Source organism: Yoonia maritima, from assembly GCF_003003285.1.
In the GTDB taxonomy this organism is placed as follows: Bacteria; Pseudomonadota; Alphaproteobacteria; order Rhodobacterales; family Rhodobacteraceae; genus Yoonia; species Yoonia maritima.
Map to the genome: position 1 here is coordinate 145,029 of NZ_PVTP01000006.1, position 14,724 is coordinate 159,752.

The window sequence follows — 14,724 nt, forward strand, 5'->3', positions numbered from 1 at the left end:
GGGTCTGTCGCATGTCCAAACACCGCGTCCTTACTGAATTCGGCATGGGCACCAGCCTGCGCCGCCAAGACTATACACAAGCCGCACGTCGCGGGTTACAGGACGCGCTTTGGCATAACTCTATCAACATGGCAGAGCTGTTTGGTTTCCCCAAAGAAGTAATGCTGATCGACGTACAGATCGCAGTACAACAGCCAGCCCAGGTGGACGTTGACGCATTGCTGGATATCTTTCCTTACGGCCAACCCACAATCAACGTCACACATGGTGGGCTGGATGTCCCTCGCCCTGACGGCAATCCGACGGTCATCGCAAACGTCGCGATCAACGTCAGTTTCGACATGGAGCCAGCATGACCGATCAGCGCATCATTATTGAAATGGGCATGGGTAACGACCTGCACGGGATGGATTACCAAAAAGCCGCCGCGCGCGCGATCGAAGATGCGATCCGCCATTCGACGCTGCCAATTTTCCAAAGCATAGGATTAGACCACAGCGCAATGCGGGTACAGGTGACGGTGGGCGTGCAAGATCCAGATAAAATCGACCCAATGGCGCTTGCCCAAAAGCTACCGCGTGGACGCGCCACTGTGACCGCAGTCAAAGGGGGGATGAACGTGCCAAACCCAGAAACTGGCGACACCGCAATTGTGGCCACAGCCGCGATTGAGGCATTCTTGCCCTCCCAAGCCGGCAATTGGAAACACAGGTAGATGGAACTGACCCAAGCCCACAGAGACGCGCTCCATGACGTGCTACGTTGGCGGCGTGATGTTCGGCATTTTTTACCAGATGCGGTACCTGACGATACCCTTGCGCGATTGCGTTCAGCCATGGATATGGCCCCATCCGTGGGAAATGCGCGGCCTTGGCGCGTTTTACACGTGACCACAGCCGCGCTACGTAGCAAGATTATCCAAAACTTCGAAGCGTCCAACGAAGCCGCCGGTGAAATATACGATGATGAAACACGTGAAACATATGCAAGTCTGAAGCTCGCAGGGTTGCGCGAAGCCCCTGTTCACCTTGCCGTTTTCACAGAAAACCACCCCGCCGAAGGACGCGGTCTTGGGCGACAAACGATGCCCGAAATGCTGTGCTATTCGAGTGTCACAGCAATCTATACACTGTGGTTGGCGGCGCGTGCCGAAAACTTGGGGCTTGGGTGGGTCTCTATCCTTGACCCTGTGTCTGTTGCGCAAACCTTAGGTGTCCCGGATCATTGGCAGCTGACTGGATATCTGTGCTTAGGTAAAGCCGCATTCGACAATGACACCCCCCTACTTCACGAAAAGAAATGGCAAGAAAACACCGCCACACGGTGGGAACAGGTTTAGCGCGGACCGAACCCTAGCCAAGCATGGGACGCTTCACTAAAACCATGCTAACGAACACAGCGAAAGTGAGAGACACATGTCAACACGTGGCGCAGGCGGCACAGACGGCGGAACAGGCAGTTTCCTGATCGGCGTGATCATGATGATCGGCGGCGGGTATCTTTTGCTGGACGGTATCGTGGTCCGGCCCAACTTTGGATTTGGATCACGGGTGTTTGGTATCGGCGGCGTGCCGATCACATCAGGTATGGTGCTTATCCCTTTTATGTTTGGGATCGGTATGGTGTTCTACAATTCGAAAAACTGGATCGGCTGGCTGCTCGCAGGCGGCTCAATGGTCGCGCTTATCTTTGGGGTCATCGCCAATATGACACTCCAACTCGAACGCATGAGCGCCTTTGACCTCATCGTTATTTTGGTGCTGCTGGTCGGCGGGATCGGATTGTTTTTACGGTCCCTACGGGCCGGGTAAACCCCGCCAACATCAGTATCCCAACGCGCAGCCGTCTTTGCGCGGGTCGCTTCCGCCCTCAAGAACACCGCCTTCATGCAGCATGATGGCCTGTGAACCACCAATCGCAGTGTCTGGTGTTTGCACGTTATGCCCCTTGTCGCGCAGTGTCGCTCTCACCGCATCTGAATAACCGTTCTCCACATTCAACACATCCCCATCAGCAAAGCAGCGTGGCGCGTCCATTGCTTCTTGGGGAGACAGCCCAAAGTCTGTCACGTTGCTGACGAACCTCGCGTGTCCGGTTGATTGATAGGCACCGCCCATGACCCCGAAGGGCATGAACGGCTTTCCGTCTTTTTTCAGCAGCCCCGGAATGATCGTGTGCATTGGGCGCTTGCCGCCGCCGGCCTCGTTTGGATGACCTTTTTCGAGCGTGAACCCAGCCCCACGGTTCTGGAACAGCACACCGTATTTGTCCGATGCAATTCCAGACCCGAAAGAATGGAACACCGAATAGATCAGCGACACGCACATGCGGTCCTTATCGACAACCGTGATATAGATCGTGTCTTTATGTACAGATTCCGCCAGAGGTGCGGCGGCGGGCATCGCTTTGGCGGGGTCGATCAACGCAGCCAATTTGGCGGCTGTTTCGGGCGCCATCATATGATCCACCCGCGTGGTGTGATCCGGGTCCGCGATGAAACGATTCCGGGCGTCATAAGCCAGTTTCGTCGCTTCGGCCTCGATATGCGCGCGTTCTGCGCCCCACGGGTCCATTCCGGCAATGTCAAAATGCTTTAGGATATTCAGCAGTAAGATCGCCGTTGCGCCCTGCCCGTTCGGGGGATGCTCGCATAGCTCAAGCCCGCCATAACCGCCCGAGATCGGGTCGGTGTATTCACAGGCCGTCGCGGCGAAATCATCCAAGGTGTGTGTGCCGCCCAATGCGTTCAGGCTGGCGACCATGTCCTCTGCGACTTCGCCTTCGTAGAACCCGGCGCGACCCTCCAACGCGATTTCGCGCAGCACTTTGGCCTGCCCCGGCGCACGGAACATCTGACCCGTGGTCGGCACCTTACCATCGAGCAAGAACAGATCGCGCGCATGTCCCGATAGATTTTTTTCACCCAACGCCCAGTCAAATGCCACGCGTGGCGCAACGGGCACGCCAGCTTCGGCGTAGTGAATGGCAGGGGCCAACGCAGCCTTAAGGCCCAGCTTACCCCAGTCTTTGGACAACCGACAAAAAGCATCAATTGCACCAGGAATTGTCACAGCATCAACGTTATAGGGCGCAACAACTGGCCCTTTGGTGCGCAAAGCGTCGGCATCAATCGCACCGGGCGCACGGCCAGAGCCGTTCAACGCAACAACACGGTCTTCGCCCGGCGGTGTTAGCAATACAAAGCAGTCACCACCAATACCTGTCATCTGCGGTTCACAAATACCAAGCAGCACAGCGCCCGCAATCGCCGCATCCACCGCGTTGCCACCCGCCTCTAGCATCTGAACGGCGACCTTTGCAGCTAAAGGGTGCGATGTCGCGGCCATCCCGTTAGTTGCATAAACAGCCGAACGGCCCGGTTTGTGAAAGTCGCGCATGGTGCCCTCTGGATTATTGCTAAACTACGGTACGGAATTGTGGAACAAGTGCAACGGGGCTTGTTGGTTTTCTTACACGTCGTTAGACCTTTATAAGTTAAGCTCACGGGAACACATAAAATGCGCGCAGACTACGCCACACTTGCAAAAACAATTGCTTCGCTAACCGAAGGCGAGACGGACACCGTGGCATTGATGGCGACTATGACATGCGAAATACATCACAGCGATGATCGGTTTGACTGGACTGGGTTTTATCGGGTTACCGCGCCGGAACTATTAAAAATCGGCCCTTACCAAGGCGGGCACGGCTGCCTCACAATCCCATTTTCGCGCGGCGTTTGTGGTGCCGCAGCACGCACAGGGCAAGTACAGCTCGTCCCAGACGTCGAGGCGTTTGAAGGCCATATTGCCTGCGCAAGCAGTACGCGTTCTGAACTGGTTTTACCTGTTTTTGATCGCGATGGCACAGTAATCGCTGTGTTCGATATCGACAGTAACCAACCTGACGCATTTGATCAAAACGACGCAAATATGCTGACGGAAATACTGGCCCAAGCCTTCGCAACTTAAAACCTATGGTTGATTAGGGGTTAAAATTAGCCAATATAGTATTGCGCTTAGCAACCTATGCGCTAATTTTTACAATTCACTTACGCATTAGGACGCCATGGCACATTTAGAAAAACCAGGTCAAACTTTGGGCGCTGACATTCGCGCGTTGCGTAAGACACGCGGGATGACGCTAGTCGACCTTGCCGAAAGCCTGAACCGATCTGTTGGCTGGCTGAGTCAAGTCGAGCGCGACATTTCAGTCCCGGCGATTTCAGATCTTGCCGAGATGGCAGCGGTTTTAGATGTCGCTGTTTCAAGCCTTCTGCAAACCAGCGTAGCCCCTGACGAAGACGGTCTTATCGTACGTGCCAACGCGCGCCGCCCGATAGGAAGCCGGACTCCCGGTTTGACCGAAGGACTGCTGTCACCTGATCTGACCGACAGCTTTGAAGTTATCCATTCAAAATTCGAACCGGGGTCCGAAATTACAGCCCCCCTTGTGCGCAAGACACAAGAAATCGGTTACATCGTCACTGGCACATTTGAAATTTGGATTAACGGCAAGCACTTTCATCTTAAAACGGGCGACAGCTTTCGATTGCGTGGTGAATCTTTTCGCTGGGCGAATACCGGAAGTAAGCCTTGCGAAATCATTTGGGTTATTTCTCCTCCCATTTACTAGGCGAACCGTAAAATGACAGATATTACGCTACTTGATGGCGGTATGGGCCAGGAGCTCATCCGTCGTTCCGGCGATACGGCGACCCCGCTTTGGGCAACGCAGGTCATGATAGATCATCCTTGCATGGTGTCAGCGGTACACCGGTCCTACCGAGACGCCGGCGCGACGGTCGCGATGACAAACACCTATGCGCTGCACCGAGACCGTTTACTTGGTACCGCTTATGAAGATCGCTTTGCAGCCCTTTACAGCACCGCACTTACCGAAGCTGAAGCCGCTTGCGCAGGCCATGGACGCATCGCAGGCGCAATAGGACCACTAAGGGCATCATATCGCCCCGACATTCATCCTGAACCTGCCGAAGCAGTCCCGCTATACGCAGAAGTCGCGCAACTCTTAGGTTCGCGCGTCGATCTTATCATTTGCGAAACAATTGCCTCGATTGATCACGCCCGCTCTGTTCTGGCGGGGGCTATGACTGCGGGGAAACCAGTTTGGCTTGCCATGACTGTCGACGATAACGACGGTACGCGACTTCGCTCGGGGGAACGTCTGTCCGATGTCATCCCCCACACCAAAGGAGCCGCAGCGCTGTTGGCAAATTGCGCTGCGCCAGAGGCAATCAGCACCGCAATCGATATCCTCGCGGATGGTGATTTGCCTTTTGGTGGTTATGCGAACGGCTTCCAGCAAATCACGAGCGATTTCCTAAAGGACAAACCCACAGTCAGCAGCCTTTCGGCTAGACACGATTTAGGCCCCAAAGAATACGCTGATCACGCTATGGGCTGGCTTGAACAAGGGGCAACAATTGTTGGCGGCTGTTGCGAAGTTGGCCCAGCACACATAGCTGAACTTGCCGCTGCACTGCGCGCCGCAGGCCACGAAATCGTTTAACACTTACAACTCAAACGTCGCGCTTTACGTATCCCGTTATTCTTAAAGCATAATAAAAAATGGTGACGAACCGCCCAAGCCGTGAAAACATTGACTAAAATTTCACGAACAAGAATCGGCACGTCATCATGGCAAAGCTTCCTACATCTGCGCGCGTGGTCATTATCGGTGGCGGGGTTATAGGCTGTTCCGTTGCCTATCACCTTAGCAAACTTGGCTGGAAAGATGTTGTCTTACTGGAACGCAAACAACTGACCTCTGGAACCACTTGGCATGCCGCCGGGCTCATCGCGCAACTACGCGCAACGGCGAACATGACCAAGCTCGCGCGCTATTCCCAAGAATTATACGGAAACCTAGAGACGGAAACCGGTGTCGCAACTGGCTTTAAACGCAACGGGTCCATCACTGTTGCCCTCACCGATGAACGCAAAGAAGAGATTTTTCGCCAAGCCGCCATGGCCCGCGCCTTTGGCGTCGATGTCGAGGAGATTTCCCCGGCCGAGGTCAAATCACGCTACGATCACTTAAACATCGATGGGGTCAAGGCCGGTGTCTACCTGCCCCGCGACGGTCAGGGTGATCCTGCGAACATTGCGCTCGCATTGGCCAAGGGCGCCCGTATGAATGGCGCGGTGATTGCAGAACGTACCAAGGTCACGAACATCAACCGCACCGGGCGACGTGTTACCTCTGTCGATTGGCAGACCGCTGACGAGAACGGCACGATCGCTTGCGATATGGTCGTCAACTGCGCGGGCATGTGGGGCCATGAGGTGGGCAAGATGATGGGAACGAATGTTCCGCTTCATGCCTGCGAGCATTTCTATATCGTCACCGAAAACATTCCTGATCTCGCGCAATTGCCTGTTCTTCGTGTGCCAGACGAATGCGCCTATTATAAAGAAGACGCAGGTAAAATCCTGCTGGGTGCGTTTGAACCAAACGCCAAACCTTGGGCTATGAATGGCATCCCGGATGATTTCGAATTCGACCAACTGCCCGAAGATTTTGATCACTTTGAACCAATCCTAGAGGCCGCTGTGAACCGCGTGCCAATGTTGGCCGAGGCAGGCATCCATACGTTCTTTAACGGTCCCGAAAGCTTTACCCCCGACGACGCGTATCACCTTGGGCAAGCACCTGAGATGGACAATGTTTGGGTTGCGGCTGGGTTTAACTCTATTGGGATCCAATCGGCTGGCGGCGCTGGTATGGCCCTATCGCAATGGATGGATACGGGCGAAAAACCGTTCGATCTGGGTGATGTCGATATATCGCGGATGCAGCCGTTTCAGGGCAACAAAACCTACCTATTTGAACGGTCTAAGGAAACGCTTGGCCTGCTGTATGCTGACCATTTTCCGTTCCGCCAAAAGGCGACCGCGCGTGGCATTCGGCGCAGCCCTTTGCACCAACACCTGTTAGATCAAGGCGCCGTGATGGGGGAACTGGCAGGATGGGAGCGTGCGAATTGGTTCGCGCAGCCGGGGCAGACGCCTGCTTATGAATATTCATGGAAACGCCAAAACTTCTTTGGCAATGTCGCGGATGAACTCAACGCAATCCGCAACAATGTAGGCATGTACGACATGTCATCCTTTGGCAAAATTCGGGTCGAAGGCCGCGATGCAACCGCATTTATGAACAATATCTGCGGCGGTGAAATGGACGTCCCCGCAGGGAAGATCGTTTATTCACAATTCCTTAACCAACATGGCGGGATCGAAGCCGACATTACCGTCACACGTTTATCTGAAACGGCCTATCTGGTTGTGACGCCGGCTGCGACGCGTCTGGCAGATCAAACCTGGATGCAGCGAAACGTTGGCGAATTCAATGTGGTGATCACTGACATGACCGCCTCCGAAGCCGTTCTAGCCGTGATGGGACCGAACAGTCGCAAGCTGCTGCAAGCGGTGTCGCCCAATGACTTTACGAACGGGATAAATCCGTTCGGCACTGCGCAAGAGATCGAGATCGGCATGGGCCTCGCCCGAGCGCACCGCGTCACCTACGTTGGCGAACTGGGGTGGGAGGTCTACGTATCGACCGACATGGCCGCCCATGTGTTTGAAACGCTGCACACAGCAGGACAGGACATTGGGCTAAAGCTGTGTGGCATGCACATGATGGACGCGGCCCGTCTGGAAAAAGGTTTCCGCCACTTCGGGCACGACATCACCTGCGAAGACCATGTGCTAGAAGCCGGGTTGGGCTTTGCCGTCAAAAGCGACAAGCCCGCTTTCATCGGCCGCGATGCGGTTCTGCGCAAACGCGAGGCTGGGCTGGAAAAACGTTTGGTGCAGTTCAAACTCACTGATCCCGACCCCCTGCTTTATCACAATGAGCCGATCATCAGGGATGGTAACACCGTCGGATACTTGTCGTCGGGTGGATATGGCCATCACTTAGGCGCGGCTGTTGGGATGGGATATGTTCCTTGCAAGGACGAAACCGTCGCCGACATGCTAGGTAGCACCTATGAGATCGACGTGATGGGCACGCGGGTCAAGGCAGAGGCCCAGCTGCGCCCATTCTACGATCCCAAAGGTGAGCGTACAAAAGTTTAACCGCGCAGCAACGCGCCCAAACGTTTGATGCCCTCTTCAATCGTTGCTTCATCGGGTAATGAGAAATTCAGCCGGATTGTGTTGCCACATGATCCGTCAGCGTGGAACGCACGGCCCGGTACAAACGCCACACGCTGCGTTTCAAGCGACTTGGCCAGCATTGTCGCCCCGTCCATATATTCAGGAAGCGTAAGCCAGATGAACATACCTCCTTCGGGCTGGGTCCAGGTCACGCCGTCAGGCATATGCTTTAAAAGCGCGTCTAGCATGTAATCTCGGCGCTTTTTATAGGCGTCCCGTAAGTTTGAGACATGATCATCAAAGCAGGCTTTTGCTACCTTTGTGATCGCAATCTGGTTGATCGTCGCTGAATGCAGATCGGCGGCTTGCTTCATCAATACCAATCGAGAGATCACAGGCTTTGCGGCGCAAACCCACCCGACCCGCAGGCCCGGCGACAGTGTTTTCGAAAAACTTCCGCAATAGATCGTACGGCAGTCTTCGATGCTGCCTTTGCGGGCGATTTCCAACGCTAGCACGGGCGGGATCGCGTCGCCGTCATACCGCAGTGACTGATATGCCGCGTCTTCGATTACTGCGATGTTCAGATCGTCAGCCAAGTCCAGCAAGGACTCGCGTCCAGCCCGGTCGATGGTTTCGCCAGTTGGGTTCGCAAAATCAACTGACGCGTAGGCAAATTTAACCTTGCCGCCCTTGTCAGCAGCGCGTGCAGCATAATCCGCAGGCGTCCGGTTTGCGTGGGGCATCAGGCGGTCGTAATGCGGTTCATAGGCGTTGAATGCACCAAGCGCGCCCAGATAGGTCGGCCATGAAACCAACGCTGTGTCATTTGGCGAAAGGAAAAGCTTGCCCAGATAATCCAGTGCCTGCTGCGACCCTGACGTGATCAGGATATTGTCGCGCGTGCAGGGTATTCCCAGCTTTTCCATCTGGGCCGCAATCCAATCACGCAGCGGCGGATAGCCTTCGCTTGCGGAGTATTGGAGCGCTTCGTTTTGGGTATCGGGGCCAAGCGTCTCAGCAAATGCGTCTTGGAACGCGGCAATCGGAAACAATTTGGGGTCAGGAATGCCGCCAGCGAATGAAATGATATCGGGCTGGTCGAGCAGTTTCAAAAGCTCTCGGATTTCCGAAGCGGTCATACGTGACATGCGTGACGAAAATATCTGATCCCACATCTGCCGAATCTCCATGAGGCTACGTAGAGCATCATCATGGCAGAACCAAATACTAAGTCAACAATGCTGACCTAAAATTAGATACGCCCGCTCAAGTAAATGAACGGACGCCTAATGCTTTATTCGTTGCTATGCGTGACTGGCCCAAGAGCATTCAGACCCTTTAGGATATCAATCGCGTAAGCCAGCTGGTAATCATCCTCGCGAAGTTCCGCGGCGGCGACAGCACGCGCACGGTCTTCTTCGATTTGACGAATTTCATCTTCGGTCAGACTATCATTGTCCAGCGCACCACGCAGCGACGCTTCTGTCCGCGGGTTGCCGACGCTTTCTTCTTCGTCTTCATCCGCTGGCTGGCGGCGCGGCTGTTCAACGATAATGTCAGGTGAAATACCAAGCGCCTGAATAGAGCGACCCGAAGGCGTGTAATAACGGGCTGTGGTCAGGCGCATCGCGCCATCGCTGCTGAGCGGAATAACCGTTTGCACGGAGCCTTTCCCGAATGAATTCGTCCCAACCACAATCGCGCGGCGGTGATCTTGCAATGCACCCGCAACGATTTCAGACGCAGAAGCAGAACCACCGTTGATAAGCACAACAATCGGTTTTCCCTGCGCCAAATCGCCGACTGTGGCGTTAAAGCGGTCACCGTCGGCCGCGTCACGACCACGGGTGGACACGATTTCACCTGCATCAAGGAATGCGTCAGAAACAAACACAGCCTGGTTCAACAAACCGCCCGGGTTGTTGCGCAGGTCAAGGATAAAACCATCTACGTTATCAATGCCGCCCGCCGCTTCGACCTGTTCATCGATGCCTTCGCTTAGGTTCGGGAAGGTCTGTTCGTTAAAGGTTGTCACACGCAAGACAACGGCGTTCCCTTCTGTCCGGCTGCGCACCGCAGTCAATTTGATAGTGTCGCGAATAATCGACACATCAAACGGTTCCACTTCGCCTTCGCGCACAACAGTTATAATGATTTCGGCACCAACGGGCCCTCGCATCAGGGTAACTGCCTCGTCGAGAGTTAGCCCCATGACGCTTTCGCCATCGACGGCAGTGATATAATCACCGGCCAAGATACCGGCGGCATCAGCGGGCGTGCCATCCATAGGTGACACGACTTTTACCCAACCCTCTTCTTGGGTGACTTCGATGCCAAGACCGCCAAATTCACCGCGCGTGCTGACTCGCATTGCGGCGGCATCTTCGGCGGACATATAGCTGGAGTGCGGATCAAGTGATGTTAGCATTCCGTTGATCGCAGCTTCGATCAGTTCTTTATCATTCACATCTTGCACATAGTCGGTGCGGATGCGTTCAAAGATGTCACCAAACAAATCGAGCTGTTCATACACGCTACCTGAGTCTTGGACATCTTGGGCAACCAAGGGCCCAGCAACTTGAATTGTTGTAACAAGGCCAAGTGCGGCACCACCAACAGCGGCAAAAATCAGCTTTTTCATTCCACGTCCTATGTCTATTCCAGCGCAAACCAAGCATCCGGGTTTACCGGACCTTGCCCTTCCCTGACCTCAAGATAAAGGGGTTGCGCTGCTTCATCTGTGCCAGATGTCTCGTTTTCGGTCAAAATACCGTTAACTTTTGTCGCATCGCCCCCCATCAACCCAAGCGGAGTGCCAGCAGGGATGATTTGCCCCACGTCACCATACAGCGTTTCCAACCCGGCAAAGATGAACAACACGTCAGGTGCAGGTTCAAGGATGACTACATTCACATCGCCAAGCAGCGGCCCACGATACAGTAAAGTAGCTGCGACCGGCGATGTTACTAACGCCTGCGGTACAGCAGCAATATACACCCCCTCTGCCGCGCGGCCCGACGACTGAACGATACCCCTCACCGGAAGCGGAAGGTTCCCCTGCCGCGCAAGAACCGCATCCGGATCAGGCAAATCATTCGCAAGCGCATCTGCGAAGGCACCCAAAGAGTCAGAACTCGCCATCAACAAAGCAATCTGGACCGTGTCCTCTTCAAACCGCGTCGGTAAATCGCTGCGTTCAGATATTGCATGCGCCAATGCTGCACGTGCATCCTGCGCGCCGGTTAACCCGTCTTCCAAATTTTCGGTTGCAGCCGCCTGCACGTCACGCAAACCCTGAATTTGCGAAAGCTGACTGCGTAGCGCTTCTGCCTTGGTTTGCAGGCCTTCAGTTACGTCTGCAACCAACATACCGGCACGCACCGCATCTATCGGGCGCTGCGCGTTACTACGGGCAACCGGCTCTGGCGTGTTCGAGATTGTTGATAACGCACCGATCAGATGCCCCAACTCAGACCTACGCGCAGATAGATCAGCAGACAATTCGGCCTCTTGCGCCGCAACCTGCCGCAGCCCAGATCGTACTGCGGCCAATCCAGCCTCATAAGATTGAACTGTTTCGGTCAACGCCTTGATTTGATCACGCGCACCGCCCGCTGATTGAAGCCTGTCCTGTGCACCTTGTAGCTGTGCCATCGCGTCACGCGCAGCTTCGCCAGCAGTTTGACCAAAAGCTGGCAGAGCCAGACAGATCAAAAACGCCGCGAGTCTCATTTCTCGATCAGGCTGCGACCGGTCATTTCGGGTGGCAGCTCTAGCCCCATCAGATCAAGCACAGTCGGCGCCAGATCAGCAAGACGGCCGTCGCGCAGCGTCACGCCCTCTGGCCCACCGACAAGCGCAACAGGCACGGGGTTCAGCGTATGTGCTGTGTGCGGTCCGCCTGTTTCTGGATCAATCATAGTTTCACAATTGCCGTGGTCTGCAGTCACGATCATCGCGCCACCTGCAGCCTTAAGCGCCGACAGCACCTGCCCCAAACCTTGGTCCACGGCTTCGCAGGCTTTGATCCCAGCGTTCAGATCGCCAGTGTGCCCAACCATGTCGGGGTTCGCGTAGTTCGTAACGATCAGATCATATCCATCACCAATCGCCTTTACGAAAGCTTCGGTTACTTCGCCCGCCGACATTTCTGGCTGAAGATCATAGGTCGCGACCTTTGGCGATTTTGGCATAAAGCGGTCTTCGCCCGGCGCGGGTTCTTCGATGCCCCCGTTCAAAAAGAACGTCACATGCGGATATTTCTCGGTTTCGGCCAGGCGGAACTGGCGAAGACCATGTTTTGCAACCCACGCACCCAAAGTGTTTTGGATATCGCGTTTGGGGAACACCGTTTCAAACCAGACATCATGGCGGTCCGAATAGCTGACCATACCCAGAAGGGCAGCCATATGTGGCTGCTGGCGTTCAAAGCCGTCAAAATCAGGGTCAGCAATCGCCGCGAGGATTTCACGCGCGCGGTCAGACCGAAAGTTCAGGCAGAAATAGCCGTCGCCTTTGGCAAACCCGGTATAATCACCGATTACAGTCGCAGGAATGAATTCATCCGTCTTGCCGTCAGCATAAGCAGCGGCAATGGCGTCTTGCGGGGTCGCGGCTTTGCCACCCTGCCCGGTTGCCATCGCATCATAGGCAGTCTGAACCCGTTCCCAGCGGTTATCACGGTCCATGGCGTAATAGCGGCCAATCACGGTCACGATCTGCGCAGTTGCTGGCAGGCCGTCCTCTAGCTCTTGCATGAATTCTTTTGCAGACGATGGTGCGACATCACGGCCATCGGTAATGGCGTGGATCACAACAGGAACGCCCGCATCCGCCAACCCATGTGCTGCGGCAATGATGTGGTGGACGTGACCATGCACGCCACCATCAGACACAACGCCCATCAGGTGTGCACGCCCGCCGCTGGTTTTCATCGTGGCAATAAATGCCTGCAAAGGTTCTGCGGTTGCAAAAGTGCCGTCTTCGATTGCCAGTTCGATCTGTCCCAGATCCATCGCGACAACGCGGCCTGCACCGATATTGGTATGCCCGACCTCAGAGTTGCCCATCTGGCCGCCCGGCAACCCCGCATCGCGGCCATGGGTCAAAAGCTGCGCGTGCGGTCCTTGCATGACCGCATCAAAATTCGGGGTATTCGCAAGTTTCGGCGCGTTGCCCGTGGCGTCTTCACGCAGGCCCCAACCATCAAGAATACACAAGACAACAGGTTTCGGTGCAGACATCAGACAATCTCCGTAAAAGCTTTAGGGCAGGTCTAGCGCAGGTCGATGACAAACAAAACGCCACATCCTCGCTTTGATCAAAATACTCTCGCCGAAGGCGGAACTACGCCCGGTGGTAAGGGCCGCCGGATAGTATGGATACGGCACGATACAGCTGCTCGGCCAACATCACGCGGACGAGCATGTGCGGCCAAACCATTTTGCCAAAACTAAGCGATGCATCCGCTTGGGCGCGCAGGCTGGGGTCGATGCCGTCGGCGCCACCAATCACAAAGGACACGTCTTGGCGACCCTGGTCACGCCAACCAGCCAGCATTTTCGCAAAATCAGGGGATGACATCACCTTGCCGCGTTCATCCATCGTGCAGATTAACGATCCGGTGGGGATGGCTTTTTGCAGCAACTGGGCCTCGGCGGGCATACCGCCGCCCTTTTTATCTTCGACCTCGATCAGTTGTGCAGGGCCAAGTGCAAGCGCCCGGCCCGTCCGGTCAAACCGGGTCAGGTAGTCGTCATAAAGGTCGCGCTCTGGGCCCTGCCGAAGCCGGCCCACTGCACAAATTTGAACACGCATCAGCTTGCCGTTGCGGACCCGGGCTGCCACATCTTTTCAAGCTGATAGAATTCGCGCACTTCGGGACGGAAGATGTGAACGATGATATCGCCCGTATCGATCAGAACCCAATCGCCAGTTTCTTTACCTTCGATCTTTGAAAAGGTACCGAATTCCTGCTTTAGACGCTCTGCCAATTTCTCGGCCATAGCGTTCACCTGACGGGATGAACGGCCAGAGGCGATAACCATATAATCACCCATCTCTGATTTACCGCGCAGATTGATCTGCACGATGTCTTCACCTTTGTCGTCGTCAAGTGACTTGAGAACAGCAGCCAAAAGCGCATCGCTGGTCGCAGTTTTTGGGGCGCTCATCGCTTTGGCCCCTGCGTTGGCAGCATCGGCTGCCGATGTAGAAAGAGACAGAACATTGTCCTCCTTAATATACGCCGTCATGGCCCCGGCGCCGGGCATGCTATAAAACTAGCAACGCCCCACGCATTTTTCAACAAAACTACGAAAGACAGACGCCCATGTCGCGGATTCGCGCGGGGCATGCAATGGCTGAAAGCGCCAAAACAGGCAAGAACACCCTATTTTTATGCGGCAAATGGCGGAAACAGTACCCACCGCCCTGCTTATCACGTCAGTTTCACGTTTTTCAAAGCCAGAAATCCTAGGCGACCAAATAACAAGCCACAACCAGTGGGGATCTTGGCCTGCACCCAAATAAAAGCCGCTTTGCGCTTGACGCATAACTCACTGCAATTGTGAAAAATATATCATGTTTCGGTCTT

The 14,724-nt window shown here is 55.0% G+C and carries 15 protein-coding genes; 8 read left to right on the forward strand and 7 right to left on the reverse strand.

What is annotated here, in order from left to right:
- Positions 1–11: 11 nt before the first annotated feature.
- The 4 genes from CLV80_RS10720 (at position 12) to CLV80_RS10735 (ending at position 1,811) form a co-directional block, all read left to right on the forward strand.
- Positions 12–356 (forward strand): Lin0512 family protein, encoded by a 345-nt coding sequence (locus CLV80_RS10720; RefSeq protein WP_106357923.1) that lies wholly within the window; start codon positions 12–14, stop codon positions 354–356.
- The gene (locus tag CLV80_RS10725) at positions 353–715 is read left to right on the forward strand and encodes a Lin0512 family protein (protein WP_106357924.1); all 363 of its coding nucleotides are present in this window, start codon (positions 353–355) and stop codon (positions 713–715) included. The genes CLV80_RS10720 and CLV80_RS10725 overlap by 4 nt, the downstream gene beginning before the upstream one ends.
- Entirely contained in the window at positions 716–1,339 is a 624-nt protein-coding gene (bluB, locus tag CLV80_RS10730; RefSeq protein WP_106357925.1) for a 5,6-dimethylbenzimidazole synthase, read from the forward strand.
- 76 nt (positions 1,340–1,415) lie between these two features.
- On the forward strand, positions 1,416–1,811 hold the full coding sequence (locus tag CLV80_RS10735; RefSeq protein ID WP_106357926.1) for a hypothetical protein: 396 nt from the start codon (positions 1,416–1,418) through the stop codon (positions 1,809–1,811).
- Between the two features lie 12 nt (positions 1,812–1,823).
- Here CLV80_RS10735 and CLV80_RS10740 read toward each other — a convergent pair whose 3' ends face one another.
- The gene (locus tag CLV80_RS10740) at positions 1,824–3,398 is read right to left on the reverse strand and encodes a gamma-glutamyltransferase family protein (protein ID WP_106357927.1); all 1,575 of its coding nucleotides are present in this window, start codon (positions 3,396–3,398) and stop codon (positions 1,824–1,826) included.
- 120 nt (positions 3,399–3,518) lie between these two features.
- On the opposite strand from CLV80_RS10740, the gene msrC reads away from it, so the two are divergent.
- The 4 genes from msrC (at position 3,519) to CLV80_RS10760 (ending at position 8,105) form a co-directional block, all read left to right on the forward strand.
- The gene (msrC, locus tag CLV80_RS10745) at positions 3,519–3,971 is read left to right on the forward strand and encodes a free L-methionine (R)-S-oxide reductase MsrC (RefSeq protein WP_106357928.1); all 453 of its coding nucleotides are present in this window, start codon (positions 3,519–3,521) and stop codon (positions 3,969–3,971) included.
- A 97-nt stretch (positions 3,972–4,068) separates the two neighbouring features.
- The gene (locus CLV80_RS10750; RefSeq protein WP_106357929.1) at positions 4,069–4,635 is read left to right on the forward strand and encodes a helix-turn-helix domain-containing protein; all 567 of its coding nucleotides are present in this window, start codon (positions 4,069–4,071) and stop codon (positions 4,633–4,635) included.
- Between the two features lie 12 nt (positions 4,636–4,647).
- Entirely contained in the window at positions 4,648–5,532 is an 885-nt protein-coding gene (locus CLV80_RS10755) for a homocysteine S-methyltransferase family protein (protein WP_106357930.1), read from the forward strand.
- Positions 5,533–5,660: 128 nt separating this feature from the next.
- A complete protein-coding gene (locus CLV80_RS10760) occupies positions 5,661–8,105 on the forward strand; it encodes a GcvT family protein (protein WP_106357931.1) in 2,445 nt (814 codons plus the stop codon).
- Here the strand turns inward: CLV80_RS10760 and CLV80_RS10765 are convergent.
- The 6 genes from CLV80_RS10765 to rsfS all read right to left on the reverse strand — a co-directional run bounded on the left by CLV80_RS10765 (position 8,102) and on the right by rsfS (position 14,401).
- On the reverse strand, positions 8,102–9,304 hold the full coding sequence (locus tag CLV80_RS10765; RefSeq protein ID WP_106357932.1) for an aminotransferase-like domain-containing protein: 1,203 nt from the start codon (positions 9,302–9,304) through the stop codon (positions 8,102–8,104). The two genes, CLV80_RS10760 and CLV80_RS10765, sit on opposite strands and share 4 nt — an antisense overlap.
- A gap of 119 nt (positions 9,305–9,423) precedes the next feature.
- Positions 9,424–10,770 (reverse strand): S41 family peptidase, encoded by a 1,347-nt coding sequence (locus CLV80_RS10770; protein ID WP_106357933.1) that lies wholly within the window; start codon positions 10,768–10,770, stop codon positions 9,424–9,426.
- 14 nt (positions 10,771–10,784) lie between these two features.
- The gene (locus tag CLV80_RS10775) at positions 10,785–11,861 is read right to left on the reverse strand and encodes a murein hydrolase activator EnvC family protein (RefSeq protein WP_106357934.1); all 1,077 of its coding nucleotides are present in this window, start codon (positions 11,859–11,861) and stop codon (positions 10,785–10,787) included.
- On the reverse strand, positions 11,858–13,372 hold the full coding sequence (gene gpmI / locus CLV80_RS10780) for a 2,3-bisphosphoglycerate-independent phosphoglycerate mutase (protein ID WP_106357935.1): 1,515 nt from the start codon (positions 13,370–13,372) through the stop codon (positions 11,858–11,860). Before gpmI ends, CLV80_RS10775 begins: the two co-directional genes overlap by 4 nt.
- Positions 13,373–13,475: 103 nt before the next feature.
- Positions 13,476–13,946: a 23S rRNA (pseudouridine(1915)-N(3))-methyltransferase RlmH gene (rlmH, locus tag CLV80_RS10785; protein WP_106357936.1), complete on the reverse strand. Its 471-nt coding sequence runs from the start codon at positions 13,944–13,946 to the stop codon at positions 13,476–13,478.
- Positions 13,946–14,401, reverse strand: coding sequence for a ribosome silencing factor (rsfS, locus tag CLV80_RS10790; RefSeq protein ID WP_106357937.1), 456 nt, complete (start codon positions 14,399–14,401; stop codon positions 13,946–13,948). The genes rlmH and rsfS overlap by 1 nt, the downstream gene beginning before the upstream one ends.
- Between the last annotated feature and the right edge of the window lie 323 nt (positions 14,402–14,724).

What these genes read in the sequence shown, in the direction of transcription:
- CLV80_RS10720 (WP_106357923.1), top strand. Translation starts at nt 12, where the DNA reads ATGTCCAAACACCGCGTCCTTACTGAATTCGGCATGGGCACCAGCCTG.
- CLV80_RS10725 (WP_106357924.1), top strand. Translation starts at nt 353, where the DNA reads ATGACCGATCAGCGCATCATTATTGAAATGGGCATGGGTAACGACCTG.
- bluB (WP_106357925.1), top strand. Translation starts at nt 716, where the DNA reads ATGGAACTGACCCAAGCCCACAGAGACGCGCTCCATGACGTGCTACGT.
- CLV80_RS10735 (WP_106357926.1), top strand. Translation starts at nt 1,416, where the DNA reads ATGTCAACACGTGGCGCAGGCGGCACAGACGGCGGAACAGGCAGTTTC.
- CLV80_RS10740 (WP_106357927.1), bottom strand. Translation starts at nt 3,398, where the DNA reads ATGCGCGACTTTCACAAACCGGGCCGTTCGGCTGTTTATGCAACTAAC.
- msrC (WP_106357928.1), top strand. Translation starts at nt 3,519, where the DNA reads ATGCGCGCAGACTACGCCACACTTGCAAAAACAATTGCTTCGCTAACC.
- CLV80_RS10750 (WP_106357929.1), top strand. Translation starts at nt 4,069, where the DNA reads ATGGCACATTTAGAAAAACCAGGTCAAACTTTGGGCGCTGACATTCGC.
- CLV80_RS10755 (WP_106357930.1), top strand. Translation starts at nt 4,648, where the DNA reads ATGACAGATATTACGCTACTTGATGGCGGTATGGGCCAGGAGCTCATC.
- CLV80_RS10760 (WP_106357931.1), top strand. Translation starts at nt 5,661, where the DNA reads ATGGCAAAGCTTCCTACATCTGCGCGCGTGGTCATTATCGGTGGCGGG.
- CLV80_RS10765 (WP_106357932.1), bottom strand. Translation starts at nt 9,304, where the DNA reads ATGTGGGATCAGATATTTTCGTCACGCATGTCACGTATGACCGCTTCG.
- CLV80_RS10770 (WP_106357933.1), bottom strand. Translation starts at nt 10,770, where the DNA reads ATGAAAAAGCTGATTTTTGCCGCTGTTGGTGGTGCCGCACTTGGCCTT.
- CLV80_RS10775 (WP_106357934.1), bottom strand. Translation starts at nt 11,861, where the DNA reads ATGAGACTCGCGGCGTTTTTGATCTGTCTGGCTCTGCCAGCTTTTGGT.
- gpmI (WP_106357935.1), bottom strand. Translation starts at nt 13,372, where the DNA reads ATGTCTGCACCGAAACCTGTTGTCTTGTGTATTCTTGATGGTTGGGGC.
- rlmH (WP_106357936.1), bottom strand. Translation starts at nt 13,946, where the DNA reads ATGCGTGTTCAAATTTGTGCAGTGGGCCGGCTTCGGCAGGGCCCAGAG.
- rsfS (WP_106357937.1), bottom strand. Translation starts at nt 14,401, where the DNA reads ATGCCCGGCGCCGGGGCCATGACGGCGTATATTAAGGAGGACAATGTT.